Origin of the sequence: Pseudomonas abyssi (assembly GCF_002307495.1) — a bacterium.
GTDB lineage: Bacteria > Pseudomonadota > Gammaproteobacteria > Pseudomonadales > Pseudomonadaceae > Halopseudomonas > Halopseudomonas abyssi.
This window is the reverse complement of sequence record NZ_NTMR01000009.1, coordinates 43,900-57,661: the sequence shown is the minus strand read 5'-3', so window position 1 is coordinate 57,661 and position 13,762 is coordinate 43,900. Positions and strand designations below refer to the sequence as shown.

Annotated in this window: 14 protein-coding genes; 1 reads left to right on the top strand and 13 read right to left on the bottom strand. The window is 62.2% G+C overall.

The features are described from left to right. Positions 1–104 precede the first annotated feature (104 nt). Positions 105–1,907: an ATP-binding response regulator gene (locus CNQ84_RS06710; RefSeq protein WP_096004138.1), complete on the top strand. Its 1,803-nt coding sequence runs from the start codon at positions 105–107 to the stop codon at positions 1,905–1,907. Between the two features lie 10 nt (positions 1,908–1,917). Here the strand turns inward: CNQ84_RS06710 and CNQ84_RS06705 are convergent, their stop codons facing one another. The 13 genes from CNQ84_RS06705 to ccoN form a co-directional block, all read right to left on the bottom strand. Further along, positions 1,918–2,559 carry a response regulator gene (locus CNQ84_RS06705; RefSeq protein WP_096004137.1) on the bottom strand — a complete coding sequence of 214 codons (642 nt, stop codon included), beginning with the start codon at positions 2,557–2,559 and terminating at the stop codon, positions 1,918–1,920. 55 nt (positions 2,560–2,614) lie between these two features. Further along, positions 2,615–3,484, bottom strand: a complete 870-nt coding sequence (locus tag CNQ84_RS06700) for an ion transporter (protein WP_096004136.1) — start codon at positions 3,482–3,484, stop codon at positions 2,615–2,617. A 45-nt stretch (positions 3,485–3,529) separates the two neighbouring features. Continuing rightward, entirely contained in the window at positions 3,530–4,078 is a 549-nt protein-coding gene (locus tag CNQ84_RS06695; RefSeq protein ID WP_096004135.1) for an adenine phosphoribosyltransferase, read from the bottom strand. A 14-nt stretch (positions 4,079–4,092) separates the two neighbouring features. Continuing rightward, complete coding sequence (gene fnr, locus CNQ84_RS06690; RefSeq protein ID WP_096004134.1) at positions 4,093–4,824, bottom strand: fumarate/nitrate reduction transcriptional regulator Fnr; 732 nt, start codon at positions 4,822–4,824, stop codon at positions 4,093–4,095. Positions 4,825–4,909: 85 nt separating this feature from the next. Beyond that, positions 4,910–5,635 carry a sulfite exporter TauE/SafE family protein gene (locus CNQ84_RS06685; RefSeq protein WP_096004133.1) on the bottom strand — a complete coding sequence of 242 codons (726 nt, stop codon included), beginning with the start codon at positions 5,633–5,635 and terminating at the stop codon, positions 4,910–4,912. Next, positions 5,632–5,853: a cbb3-type cytochrome oxidase assembly protein CcoS gene (gene ccoS / locus CNQ84_RS06680; protein ID WP_096004132.1), complete on the bottom strand. Its 222-nt coding sequence runs from the start codon at positions 5,851–5,853 to the stop codon at positions 5,632–5,634. The genes CNQ84_RS06685 and ccoS overlap by 4 nt, the downstream gene beginning before the upstream one ends. Continuing rightward, positions 5,850–8,303, bottom strand: coding sequence for a heavy metal translocating P-type ATPase (locus tag CNQ84_RS06675; RefSeq protein WP_096004131.1), 2,454 nt, complete (start codon positions 8,301–8,303; stop codon positions 5,850–5,852). Before CNQ84_RS06675 ends, ccoS begins: the two co-directional genes overlap by 4 nt. 7 nt (positions 8,304–8,310) lie before the next feature. Further along, positions 8,311–8,826 (bottom strand): FixH family protein, encoded by a 516-nt coding sequence (locus tag CNQ84_RS06670; RefSeq protein ID WP_165771237.1) that lies wholly within the window; start codon positions 8,824–8,826, stop codon positions 8,311–8,313. A 17-nt stretch (positions 8,827–8,843) separates the two neighbouring features. Beyond that, complete coding sequence (ccoG, locus tag CNQ84_RS06665; RefSeq protein ID WP_096004129.1) at positions 8,844–10,253, bottom strand: cytochrome c oxidase accessory protein CcoG; 1,410 nt, start codon at positions 10,251–10,253, stop codon at positions 8,844–8,846. 217 nt (positions 10,254–10,470) lie between these two features. Beyond that, complete coding sequence (gene ccoP / locus CNQ84_RS06660) at positions 10,471–11,361, bottom strand: cytochrome-c oxidase, cbb3-type subunit III (RefSeq protein WP_096004128.1); 891 nt, start codon at positions 11,359–11,361, stop codon at positions 10,471–10,473. Continuing rightward, on the bottom strand, positions 11,361–11,549 hold the full coding sequence (locus CNQ84_RS06655; protein WP_096004127.1) for a cbb3-type cytochrome oxidase subunit 3: 189 nt from the start codon (positions 11,547–11,549) through the stop codon (positions 11,361–11,363). The genes ccoP and CNQ84_RS06655 overlap by 1 nt, the downstream gene beginning before the upstream one ends. Positions 11,550–11,555: 6 nt before the next feature. Continuing rightward, on the bottom strand, positions 11,556–12,164 hold the full coding sequence (ccoO, locus tag CNQ84_RS06650) for a cytochrome-c oxidase, cbb3-type subunit II (protein ID WP_096004126.1): 609 nt from the start codon (positions 12,162–12,164) through the stop codon (positions 11,556–11,558). A 12-nt stretch (positions 12,165–12,176) separates the two neighbouring features. Beyond that, on the bottom strand, positions 12,177–13,604 hold the full coding sequence (gene ccoN / locus CNQ84_RS06645; RefSeq protein WP_096004125.1) for a cytochrome-c oxidase, cbb3-type subunit I: 1,428 nt from the start codon (positions 13,602–13,604) through the stop codon (positions 12,177–12,179). Between the last annotated feature and the right edge of the window lie 158 nt (positions 13,605–13,762).

The following is a 13,762-nucleotide window of genomic DNA, read 5'->3' as shown; positions in this document are numbered from 1 at the left end:
GCTGGTAACGCATTGTTTTTAAATTATTTAACGTCGTAGACGATGTGCTATATAACGTCTCGATATATTGGCCACACTGATAACAACAACGGGCCCTGATCTGCATGACCTCGATTACTGCCTCTGCCGCCGTCGGCATTGATGAACCTGCGCTGCTGGCGCAACAGCGCGGCTTTGCAAGGCTGCGCTTCAGCGGCCCGCTGGAGCAGGCCTTTCAGCACTACCTGCATGTAAAGATGGCGGGACGTGTGGTGGTCGTAGCGGCCTCATCCGTCCTGTTCATGCTGCTGTTCATGTGGCTTGACCATCTTTACCTGCCGCCTGAGGTGGCGCGTTATACCTTGAGTATTCGAGCGGTGGCGCTGGTGCTGGTGTGCTTGGCCATCTGGTACGGCAACCGGCCCGGCCGGGTAAGGCCGGCGCGGGCCTTTGCGGTATCGACACTGGCTTATTGCTGCTCCGGCCTGATGGTGGTGATGGTGATTACCGTTGCGCGGCTGGCTGAGGTGCCCATCCGTGTGACGCACGATGGCCTCTATCTGGTATTGCTGTCGGGGTTCTTCCTGTTGGCGCTGCCCATGCGCCACGCGGTGATCGGTTCCTGGGCGATTGTGCTGAGCTATCTGGCTGCCGCCCAGCTCTCTGGCAGTGAGCCAGCACGGGTCATATCCGACGGCATTTTTCTGAGCAGCTTTGCCCTGATGGGCTCGCTGGGCGCCTATATCTACGAGTACCTGCAGCGGCAGAGCTTTGTTAACGAGCAGTTGCTGGAAGCGGCACGACGCCGTGCCGAGCGCGAAAGCCAGAGCAAGACCCACTTTCTGGCGACCGCCAGCCATGACCTGCGCCAGCCTTTGCATGCCATGCTGCTGTTTATCCAGCACCTGCAGGATCAGGTGCTGGAGGGCGAAGCGCGGCGCACCGTGGAACGTCTGACCGACTCGACCCAGTTATTGCAGGCGATGCTGAATTCGTTGCTGGATATCTCGCGCTTGAGTGTCGGCATGGTCCGTCCGCAAACCCGCTCCTTCAACCTGCGGCCCTGGCTTGAGCGGCTGGTGGCCAGCCTGGAAACCTACGCCCGGCGCCGGGGCATACGTCTGGAGATTGAGTGCCCGGCGCACCTGGCGGTGCAAAGTGATCCGCTGCTGCTGGAGCGGCTGCTGCGTAACTACCTGAACAATGCGTTGATTCATGCCGAGGCGAGTCTGGTGCGCATTGAGGTGGTACGGGTTGAGGCGCGCTTGCGGATTGCCGTGGTCGATAACGGCTGCGGGCTGGCCGAGGCTGATCAGGAGCGTATCTTCGAGGAGTTTACCCAGTTGCGTAATCCGGCGCGTACCCTGGACAAGGGAGTGGGGTTGGGTCTGAGTATCTGCCGGCAGATACTGCACTTGCTGGCCTATCCTTCGGGCCTGTGGTCACGGGTTGGCGAGGGTGCCCGCTTCTGGTTTGAAGCGCCGGTGGGCGAGTGGCAGATAGAGCCGCAGGAAGCGGTGAACGCGGCGCTGCCGCAGTTGCGCGGCCAGGTCGCGCTGATCGAGAACGACCGCGTCAGCCGCGAAGCCATGCAGACCTTGTTGTCCAGCTGGGGCTGTATTGTCTGGGCATTTGCCAGTGCCGATGAGGCATTGGTGGGGCTGCGCACGGTCGCTGTCGATATTCTGTTGAGCGACTTCCGCCTGGAGGGTGAACTCAACGGCCTGGAGCTGATTCGCCACCTGCGCGAGCGCGGCGACTACGCCGGCCCCGCAGCCCTGGTGACCGCAGATACCTCGGAGGAGCTGACCGAGGCGCTCCGCCTGGCTGATATCCAGTTGCTCTACAAGCCGGTGTTGCCTGCGCGCCTGCGACGCACCGTGCAACAGTTGCTGGCGCAGGCGCCGAGCGCGGCCCCCGCTGATTGACCGGCGCCTGTCAGAAGCTCACCAGCCCCAGCTTGCGCGCATGATTGACGCACTCGGTGCGGTTGTGGCTCTCCAGTGACGAAAACAGCGCCTTGAGGTGGGTTTTGACCGTATCTTCGGAGAGCGACAGGCGCTGGCAGATGAGTTTGTTGGGCAGCCCCTCGGCGAGCAGGTCGAGAATTTCCAGCTGACGCGGCGTTATACCCACTTCCCGGGCACTGCTTTGCCGATCCAGCGGGCGATTCTCATCACTGATCACCACCTGCGCGCCATACAGCAACTGAGTGACTGCCTGCAGCAAGGTTGCGCCGTCTGCGGTTTTGCTGATGAAGCCGGCCGCGCCCAGCTGCAGGGCGGCATCCAGATCGCTGGGGCTGTTGCTGGCGGTGAGGATGGCGATGGGCGCCATGGCGTCGGCGGCGCGTAACTTTTGCAGTAGCGCCAGACCGCTGCTGTCCGGCAATTGCAGGTCCAGCAGGATCAGGTCATAGGGATGTTCGCTCACTTGCTGGAGCGCCTCGGCGGCGTTGTGGGCGTGGTCGAGCTGGACGCCTTCACACAACGAGCTGAGGGTCAGGCTCAGGCCGTCGAGGTAGATCTGGTGGTCATCAATCAGCAATAGCCGTGTATCGGGCGGCAGCGTGTTGCTCATGCGTGGAATCCTCTACGCGCTGGCTGCCTCAGTGCGTCCCGGTGACAGCCTTTTGTTATTGTTCGCGGCTTGATGATATGCAAGCTGCCTGGTCAGGTCCAGAGTCCTGGTCCGGCAAACGTTGACGCAGCTCAGCCAGTTCGCTGCGCAGGGCCTTTACTTCGGCCAGCAGCAGTTGCTGAGGGTCTTCCACTGGCTCCTGCACCGGTTCCAGCGCATCGCGTTGATGCTGAATGGCATCGACGATGACGGCGATAAACAGGTTCAGCATCATGAAGGTGGCAATCAGGATGAAAGGCACAAAATACAGCCAGGCGTAGGGATAGGTCTCCATCACCGGGCGGACAATGCCCATCGACCAACTCTCCAGCGTCATCACCTGGAACAGGGTGTACAGGCTGGCGCCCAGGGTGCCGAACCACTCCGGAAACTGCTCGCCGAACAGCTGCGTCGCAATGACCGCGGCAACATAGAAGATCAGACCCAGCAGGGCGACGATACTACCCATGCCGGGCAGCGAGGCCAGCAGTGACTGCACGACCACGCGCATGCTCGGCACGATGGACACCAGGCGCAGTACCCGCAGCACGCGCAGGGCGCGCAGTACCGCCAGTGGGCCGCTGGCAGGCACCAGTGCGATCGCCACCACCAAGGTATCGAACACCCCCCACGGGTCGCGCAGCAGACGCCAGCCATGGGCGACAAAGCGCAGGGCAATCTCGACCACAAAACAGGTCAGGATCAACTGGTCGAGCAGCCGCAATAGGCCGCCCCAGCGCAGCATGATCGAGGGCGCTGTCTCCAGACCAAGGACGACGGCATTGATAAGGATCAGGGCGGTGATGGTGTACTGAAAGCGCGGGTGTTCCAGGCGGGCGGCAAGGCGCGCGCGCCAGGGCGTGTTGAGCTCGAGTGTCTGGTTCATGGGAGTCTTGAGAAAGGTTACGGCCTGCGAGGCAGGCCGCGGGAATCAACGCTCGCTTTCGGCAAAGGCGCAGAGCGTGTAAGTCGGGATGCCGGTGTCCTGCATCTGTTGCGAGCCGCCCAGGTCCGGCAGGTCGATGATAGCCGCAGCCTCATAGACATCGGCACCGCTCTGGCGTACCAGGCTGGCCGCGGCCAGGAAGGTGCCGCCGGTGGCGATCAAGTCGTCCAGCAGCAGCACCTGCTCACCACCGCTCAGGGCGTCGCGGTGCATCTGCAGCGTCGCCTCGCCATACTCGGTCTGGTAGTTGGCACTGAGCGTATCGGCGGGCAGCTTGCCGGCCTTGCGGAACAGCACCAGCGGGCGATTGAGTTCATAGGCGAGAATCGAGCCGATCAGAAAGCCGCGGGCATCAATGGCGCCGATATGCGTGACCGGGCTGTCGATATAGCGCTGGATCAGGCTGTCTGCCACCATGCGCAGGGCCTTGGGTGACTGAAACAGCGGGGTGATGTCGCGGAAGGTCACACCTTCCTTCGGAAAGCCCGGTACCGGGCGAATCAGCGATTTGATAGCGTATTCGTCAAAGATCATCAGCGGGTGCCGGGTCAGTCAAGTTGGCCACCGGCCAGCGCACAAAGCTCGCCGTGGTTGGTGATTTCTACTTCCTTGCCGTCGGCGGCGATCAGCCCCTGCTGCTGGAAGCGGGTGAACACGCGCGAGACGGTTTCGACCGCCAGGCCCAGATAGTTGCCAATGTCGTTGCGTGACATGGCCAGGCGGAAGGAACGGGCGGAATAGCCGCGGGCGCGGAAACGGGCAGACAGGTTGATCAGCAGCGTGGCAATGCGTTCATCGGCGGTCTTTTTCGACAGCAGCATCATCATCTGCTGGTCGTCACGGATTTCGCGGCTCATCAGGCGCATGACCTGACGACGCAGCGACGGCATGGTGGCGGTCAGGTCGTCCAGGCGCTCGAAGGGGATTTCGCACACGGAGGTGGTTTCCAGCGCGACCGCCGAGACCGGCTGCCGCTCGCCGTCCATGCCGGACAGACCGATCAGCTCGCTGGCCAGGTGGAAGCCGGTAATCTGCTCTACACCTGCGTCGTCAACGGTAAAGGTCTTGATGGTGCCCGAGCGCAGAGCATAGAGCGAGTCAAAGGGGTCGCCCTGACGGAACAGCATCTCGCCCTTGCGCAGCGGCCGGCCACGCTTGACGATGCTGTCCAGCGTATCGAGCTCCTGGTCTTGCAGTGCCAGCGGCAGGCACATGGTGGCCAGGCTGCAGTCCTTGCAGTGCGCTTCGGGCAGCGACTTGAGTTTGATTGCATCGGTCATGACGGTCACAGCTCCGTTGTTCGATCAGCAAAGCCTACCTCAAGCATGGCATCGCCGCCACGCCTGGGAGTATTGCAACAGGTATTCATTCATGCCCGTGATGTGCCTGCGATGGCAAGCTCAAATGCTGCATCAGCCAGTGTTGATGCGGGCCGGGCAAGGTCCAGAGTCCAAACAGGATAATCACCAGCGCGGCGCTGACGCGCAGGCTGCGGCGGCGCAGCAGGGCGGTCAGGCGTTCGGCAGCAGCCCCGGTGGCCAGCAATGTCGGCAGGGTACCGAGACCGAAGAACAGCATCAACAGGGCGGAATGGCCTGCGCTGCCGTGGCTGCTGGCCCAGATCAGCGTGCTGTACACCAGGCCGCAGGGTAGCCAGCCCCAGAGCGCACCCAGCAGCAGGGCCTGGCCGGGCCGCTGCACCGGCAGCAGGGCGCGGGCGTGCGGTTCGATATGTTTCCACAGTCCCCGACCCAGCTGTTCAATGCGGGTCAGCCCGGCCCACCAGTTGGCCAGATACAGCCCCATGGCAATCATCAAGAGGCCGGCGATGCTGCGCAGCACCACGCCCAGCCCCATGCCCTGCAGAGCCCAGCCGAGGCTGCCAAGCAATGCGCCGGCGGCGCTGTAGCTGGCGATACGCCCTGCGTTATAGGACAGCAACAGGCGCCATAGCGGCCAGCCATGGCGGCGTTCCGGCGGGATGGCCATGGTCAGGGCGCCCATCAGGCCGCCGCACATGCCAATGCAGTGTCCGCCGCCGAGCAGGCCCAAGGCCAGCGCGGTCAGCAGTTGGGGGAGCAGGTCATTCATGAACGGGGTGGTTGCTCGCTGTCGCTTGCATCGTCGGCGGGCGCTTCGTCACGCTGCTGCGCGGCGAGGTGCGCCGGGTCGTCTTCATCAAACAGAATGCTGTGCGCGGGACTGTCGAGGTCTTCGTACTGGCCGTTGTTGACCGCCCAGTTGAACAGGCAGATGGCAATGATGACCAGCACAATGGCGATGGGCACGAGAATGTAGAGAACGGTCATGGGCTCGGCTCCGGTTGAGCAGCTGGCAAGGCGGCCTGCGCAGGCTGGCGGATGCGGGTCAGGCGCAAGGCGTTGAGCACCACCAGCAGTGAACTGACTGACATGCCCAGGGCGGCCAGGGCCGGGGTGATCATGCCAAGCGCTGCCAGCGGCAGAACGGCGACATTATACAGGGTTGCCCAACCCAGGTTTTCGATCATGATCGCACGGGTGCGTTTGGCGATGCCGATGGCCTGCAGCAGGGCGCCGAGTCGGCTGCCGAGCAGCACCGCGTCGGCGCTGGTCTTGGCCAGATCCGAGGCATTGCCCATGGCGATCGAGATGTCGGCGCTGGCCAGGACCGGTACGTCATTGACGCCGTCGCCCATCATCAGCACTTTTTCGCCGGCGCGCTGGCGTTGCTGCACGTAGGCCAGCTTGTCGTCGGGGCTGGCGTTGCCGATGGCCTGGTCGATCTGCAGTTCAGCGGCGACCCGGTCCACCACGTTCTGGTGGTCGCCAGACAGCAGGACGACGTCAAGGCCACGCTGCTTGAGGCCGCGGATCAACTCGGCGGCGTCGGTACGCAGGCGGTCGTTGAGGCCAAACCAGGCCAACGGGCCCTGGTCGCCGGCCAGCAGCAGCCACTGACCGTCGCCGGTGGGGCGCGTGGGCAGCGGTTGCTGGCTCAGGTCCATCGCATACTCCGCCTTGCCGATGCGCAGGCGCTGGCCATCGCAGACACCCTCCAGGCCCATGCCTGGCTGGTTATGGGAGGCCTCGGCCTGGGCGCTGGTGCGGCCAAAGGCGCGGGCGATGGGGTGCTCGGAGTGGCTTTCGAGCATCTGTGCCCAGCGCAGGGCCTGATCGCTGCTGACGCCGGCAAAGGGCTGGATCTGTTCCAGCGTCATGCGGCCTTCGGTCAGGGTGCCGGTCTTGTCGAGGATCACCGTCTGCATCTGCGGCAGGCCTTCGAGCACATGCCCGCGGGTAACCAGCAGACCCAGGCGGTGCAGACTGCCGGTGGCGGTCGTGAGCGCGGTCGGTGTGGCCAGCGACAGGGCGCAGGGACAGGTGGCGACCAGCATTGCCAGCACAATCCAGAAGGCGGTGTGGGCATCGGCGGCCCACCACCAGGCACCGCCGACGACCACGGCGGCCAGCAGCACCGTGAGCAAAAAGTACTGCGCTACGTCGTCAGCCAGGCGGCCCAGCCGGGGTTTGTCGGACTGGGCTCGCTCGAGCAGGCGGACAATGGCGGACAGGCGGGTCTCCTCGCCCAGCGCCTCGATGCGCAGTTGTAGTGGGCCTTCGACGTTCAGGGTGCCGGCGGTGACGCGATCGCCAGGCTGCTTGGCGATCGGCAGGTACTCACCGGACAGCGCTGATTCGTCAACGCTGCTGCTGCCGCTGGCGATCAGCCCGTCAGCCGGGATGCTTTCGCCAGGTTTGACTTCGACCAGATCGCCGCAGCGCAGCTCCTCCAGCATGATGCGCTGGCGCGAGCCATCGGCCTCGATACGCAGGGCGCTGGGTGGCAGCAGGTTGACCAGTCTGGCGGTGCTTTCCACCGTGCGCTGCCGCGCTCGGCGCTCCAGGTAGCGACCGGCGAGCAGAAACAGGGCAAACATGGTGACCGAGTCGAAGTACACCTCGCCCTGGCCGATCAGGGTGGCGTAGATACCGGCCAGATAGGCACCGCCGATGGCCAGCGAGACCGACACGTCCATGCTCAGGCGGCGGTTGCGCAGGTCGCGCAGGGCGCCCTGAAAGAAGGGGGCGCAGCTGTAGAACACTACCGGCGTGGTCATCAGCAGACTGGCCCAGCGCAGCAGATGGGCCATGCCCTCGGTCATGTCCTGATCAAACTCGCTGGACAGCGCCATGGTTGCCATCATCACCTGCATGAACATCAGCCCGGCCAGGCCGAGGCGGCGCAGGTAGCGGCGGTTCTCGTCGGCGATCTGCTCCGAGGCCTTGTCCGGCTCGTAGGGGTGAGCGTTGTAGCCGATGCGGCGCAGGCTGGTGAGCAGCGCGGACAGCTTGGTCTGCTGGGGGCTCCAGGTCAGGCTGAGGCGCTGATTGCCCATATTGAGACTGGCTTCCTGCACGCCGGGTTGCGCGCGCAGGTGGCGTTCGATCAACCAGCAACAGGCGGCGCAGCTGATGCCTTCGATCAGCAGGGTGGCCTGCTGGCCTTCGCCTTCGCTGCGAGAGAAACGTTGTTGGACATCGTCACGGTCATACAGCTCCAGCTCGTCTTGCAGTGCCTGGGGCAGTGCTTCTGGATTGGCCGAGGGTTCGGTTCGATGCTGATAGTAGGATTCCAGACCCGCGCTGCTGATTGCCTCGGCCACAGCCTGGCAACCCGGGCAGCACATGGCGCGCGGTGCGCCGAGCAGCTCAACCGTCCAGGGCGCACCGGCCGGAACCGGTTCGCCGCAGTGATAGCAGGGGGTGGGTTGGGTCATGCGCGAATCAGTGGGCGCTCAACTGGTACCGCTGGTTGCCGCCCAGGTGCAGCTCACCGGTCAGACGCCAGCCGCCTTCACCGGGCTTGTCCGGATCGCTCAGCTCGATATAGCGACGACCTTCGATCTGCTTCTCCAGCTGGCCGGTGTAGGTGTTGCCGCTGATCTGCCGCAGCGTCACCGAGCGATCGCGGGAGGCGTGAGCAGGGGAGATCAGGTCCAGCGTCAGACTGCGCGGCAGGGCGGGCAGGTCGCCCTCCAGCTGCAGGCTGATATCGCCGGTTACCGAGTCCACCATGAAGCTGGCGGCGATGCCCATATCACGCGCATGGTGATCGCGGTCCAGCGTGAGATTGATCGCCTTGCCTTCGCTGTAGTAGTTGTCGCGCACCAGGCTGTCCGGGTTCATGGTTGCCACCAGCAGCAGGCCGATGCCGATGAACACGGCAAAGGCCAGAATGGCGATGACGAACCAGGCCCAGATTTGCTTGTACCAGGCCGATTGCGAAGGGTCGTGCGTCATGGATGTTCCTGTGCTCATCAGCGTACCTGCGGCGCCATGAAGCGACTTTCTGCCTCGGCCTGCACGCTGTCATCGTCTTCAGCGGTGACCACAAAGGTGATCGGTATGTTGGTCGCGCCGTTCAGCGCGCCCGGCTCCATATGGATGTTGACCGGCAGTTCAAGCTTGCGGCTTGGCGCGACGGTCAGGCGGTTGTCCGGCATCTGCAGTTGCAGCGCCGGGTGCCCGCTGACGTCGATTGTGTAGGTGCGTTCGGTCTGACCCTTGTTGAAAATTTTGACAATGTACACGTTCTCGATGTCCCCGGCACGGGTTTCTCTATACAGAACGTTTCGATCTCGCTCGATATCCAGCGATACCTGAGCCAGGTTGCCGACGGTGATGATAAACATCACGATCATGGTCACCAGAGCCGCGCCATAGCCCAGCAGGCGAGGGCGCAGCCAGTGGGTCTTCTTGCCTTCGAGCTCGTGCTCGGTGGTATAGCGAATCAGACCGCGCGGGTACTCCATCTTATCCATGACCTCGTTGCAGGCATCTACGCAGGCTGCGCAGCCGATGCATTCGTACTGCAACCCGTGACGGATATCGATGCCGGTCGGGCACACTTGCACGCAGATGTTACAGTCGATGCAATCGCCCTTGCCGACCTCAGCCGGGTCGACGCCTTTTTTGCGGGCGCCACGCGGCTCGCCGCGTTTGGCGTCATAGGACACGATCAGGGTGTCAGCGTCGAACATGACGCTCTGGAAGCGTGCGTAGGGGCACATGTGAAAGCACACCTGCTCGCGCAGCCAGCCAGCGTTGATATAGGTGGCGGCGGTAAAGAAGAACACCCAGAACGCGGCCCAGCCGGCAATCTGCAGGGTGAACAGGTCTGCTACCAGTCCGCGGATGGGCGTGAAATAGCCAACAAAGGTGATGGCGGTCAGCACCGAAACCACCAGCCAGATGGCATGCTTGGCGCTGCGGCGCAGGAACTTGTTGACGCTCATGGGCGCCTTGTCGAGCTTGATGCGTGCATTGCGCTCACCCTCGGTGATGCGCTCTGCCCACATGAAAATCCAGGTCCAGACAGTCTGCGGGCAGGTATAGCCACACCATACCCGGCCGGCGAACACGGTGATAAAGAACAGGCCAAAGGCGCAGATGATCAGCAGGAAGGACAGCAGGAAGAAGTCCTGCGGCTGGAAGGTCGCGCCAAAGATATGGAACTGGCGGGCGGGCAGATCCCAGAGCACCGCCTGGCGGTCGCCCCACGGCAGCCAGACCGTGCCGAAGTACAACAGAAACAGTGCAGCCACGCCGGCCAGGCGTACGTTCATGAACAGGCCCTTGTAGGAGCGGGTCTGGATTTTCTGGCGCTTGGCGTAGAGGTCGTAGGTTTCGACCTTGGGTGTTACATCTTGGACGGGGATTTTGCTCATGGTCAGACTAACCCTATCAGGCGGAAGGGGTGCACGGCGACTGGCCTCTCGTAGGGCCAATCTTTGCCGCTAAGCTGGTACGCGATGCAAGACGCGTACTTTCTCAATATTGAAAATAGACCTCTTGGTCCGCAGCCACAATGCGACAGGTAGTCGCGTCAAAAAAAACGGGGAGGCCACTGGCCTCCCCGTTGGGTGTTGCAACCACTGCTGCGGCTTACTGCTCGTCTTTGTGGGACAGGCTGTAAACGTAGGAGGCCAGCATGTGGATCTTGTCTTCACCCAGGTGGGCCTGTGTCGGCATGTGGCCGTTACGACCATAACGCACAGTCTGCTGAACCTGCAGGAAGCTGGAGCCATACAGCCAGATGTCGTCGGTCAGGTTGGGCGCACCCAGTTGCTGGTTGCCCTTGCCATCCGGGCCGTGGCAGACCGCACAGGTGTTGGTGTAGGTGGTTTGGCCTGCGGCCAGATCAACGTTCTCGGTTTCCAGGCCGGACAGGCTGCGGACATAGCCGGAGACGTTGCGTACACCATCTTCACCGATAACCGCGAGCCACGCGGGCATCGCTGCCTGACGACCTGCGCGCAGGGTGGTCTTGATGGTTTCCGGGTCACCGCCGTACAGCCAATCGTTGTCGGTCAGGTTCGGGAAGCCGAAGGCGCCGCGGGCGTCAGAGCCGTGACAGACCGAGCAGTTGGTGGCGAACAGGCGTTGGCCTATAGCAACCGCTTCAGGATCTTTGGCGACTTCTTCAACCGGCATGGCGGAGTACTTGGCAAAGATCGGGGCAAAGGCTTCTTCAGCCTTGGCGACTTCTGCTTCGTACTGGCCTACTTGGGTCCAGTTCAGGTAGCCCGGCCACTTGCCCAGACCCGGGAACAGGAACAGGTAGATGGCGCTGAATACCATGGTGGCGATGAACAGCACGAACCACCAGCGGGGCAGCGGGTTATCGAACTCTTCAATGCCGTCAAAGCTGTGGCCCAGGGTTTCTTCGGTCTGTTCCTTGCGTTGGCCCTTGCGGGTCGCCAGCAGCAGCCAGAGGATGAGGCCCAGGCAGGTCAGGGTCAGGACAACAATGTACCCGCTCCAGAAATTAGTCATTACTTGTCACTCCTAGCATCTTTGTGCTGCTCACCGGAGGCCTTGTCGTCCTCTTCGTCCGCGAAGGGCAGCTGGGCTGCCTCATCGAAGTCCTTCTTCTTGGACGTGCTGTAGGCCCAGATCACGACGCCGACGAAGGCGACAAACGCGAATACTGTGCCAAGGCCTCGGAGAGTATTGATATCCATGGTTGCTTACCGATCCGACAGGACAGTGCCAAGGTGTTGCAGGTAGGCAATCAGAGCATCCATTTCGGATACGCCCTTGACTGCTTCCTGAGCACCGGCGATGTCTTCATCGGTGTAAGGAACGCCCAGAGTACGCAGCACTTCCATCTTGCGGGCGGTGTGCTTGCCATCAAGCACGTCATCCTGCAGCCAGGGGAAGGCTGGCATCTTGGATTCCGGCACCACGTCCTGAGGTTTGATCAGGTGAGCGCGGTGCCAGTCGTCGGAGTAACGACCGCCAACACGGGCCAGGTCCGGACCGGTGCGCTTGGAGCCCCAGAGGAAGGGGTGTTCCCAGACGCTTTCGCCGGCAACCGAGTAGTGACCATAGCGTTCGGTCTCGGCACGGAACGGACGGATCATCTGCGAGTGGCAGCCAACGCAGCCTTCGCGGATATAGATGTCGCGACCTTCCAGCTCCACTGCGGTGTACGGGCGCAGGCCCTCTACCGGCTCGGTGGTTTCCGGCTGGAAGAACAGCGGTACGATTTGAACCAGGCCGCCGAAGCTGATGGCAAACACCATCAGAAAGATCATCAGGCCAAGATTTTTTTCTACTGTTTCATGCAGTTTCATTTAGCACATCCCTCAGGCAGTCTGGGCCGCAGCTTCGAGTTGAGCTGCTTTGCTGTGGCGCACGGTGCGCCATACGTTGTAAGCCATCAGCAACATGCCGAGCAGGAAGAAGGCACCGCCGATTGCACGGACGATGAAGCCCGGGTGGCTGGCTTCCAGCGCCTCGACGAAGGAGTAGGTCGGGGTGCCGTCAACGTTGACTGCGCGCCACATCAGGCCCTGAGTGATGCCGTTGACCCACATGGCCACGATGTACAGCACGGTGCCGATAGTCGCCAGCCAGAAGTGAGCGTTGATCAGCGGAGTGCTGTACATGGCTTCACGACCGAAGACTTTCGGGATCAGGTGGTACAGCGAACCGATGGAGATCATGGCAACCCAGCCCAGAGCACCAGCGTGTACGTGACCAATGGTCCAGTCGGTGTAGTGGGACAGTGCGTTGACGGTCTTGATAGCCATCATCGGGCCTTCAAAGGTGGACATGCCGTAGAACGCCAGTGCCACAACCAGGAAGCGCAGGATCGGGTCGGTACGCAGTTTGTGCCAGGCGCCGGACAGGGTCATCATGCCGTTGATCATGCCGCCCCAGGAGGGTGCCAGCAGGATCAGGGACATCACCATACCCAGGGACTGAGCCCAGTCAGGCAGAGCGGTGTAGTGCAGGTGGTGCGGGCCGGCCCAGATGTAGATGGCGATCAGCGCCCAGAAGTGCACGATGGACAGGCGATAGGAGTAGATCGGACGCTCAGCCTGCTTGGGTACGAAGTAGTACATCATGCCCAGGAAGCCGGCGGTCAGGAAGAAACCAACTGCGTTGTGGCCGTACCACCATTGCACCATCGCATCGGTAGCACCGGAGTACATCGAGTAGGACTTGGTCAGGGTAACCGGCATCGCCATGCTGTTGACGATGTGCAGGACCGCAACGGTGATGATGAAACCACCGAAGAACCAGTTGCCCACGTAGATGTGCTTCATCTTACGCTTCATGATGGTGCCGAAGAACACCAGCGCGTAGCTCACCCACACAACCGCGATCAGGATGTCGATTGGCCATTCCAGCTCAGCGTATTCCTTGGTGCTGGTGAGGCCCATGGGCAGAGTGATCGCCGCGAGAACGATAACCGCTTGCCAACCCCAGAAGGTGAAAGCAGCGAGGCCATCGGATACCAGGCGGGCCTGCGTCGTGCGCTGGACCACATAGTAGGAGGTGGCGAACAGGGCACATCCGCCAAAGGCGAAGATGACCGCGTTGGTGTGCAACGGACGCAGACGTCCGAAGGTAGTCCACGGCAAGCCAAAATTCAGTTCAGGCCAGACCAGTTGGGACGCAATAAAGACGCCCATGGCCATGCCCACGATACCCCAGACCACCGTCATGACGGCGAACTGGCGTACCACCTTATAGTTATAGGCTGTCGGAGTGGTAGCTGTGCTCATGCGAGATTCCACGGATAGCAGTTGGTTTATTGGGTTTAAAGCGCTGGCAAGTATGAGGAAAGCCCGCGCGCATTGCAATGACATAGGTCAGTGTCGAGGTGCGTCGCAAAGCCCTTCAAAGGCTTGAAACGGCGAGAATTTTGCTCTTGTATGGCCTG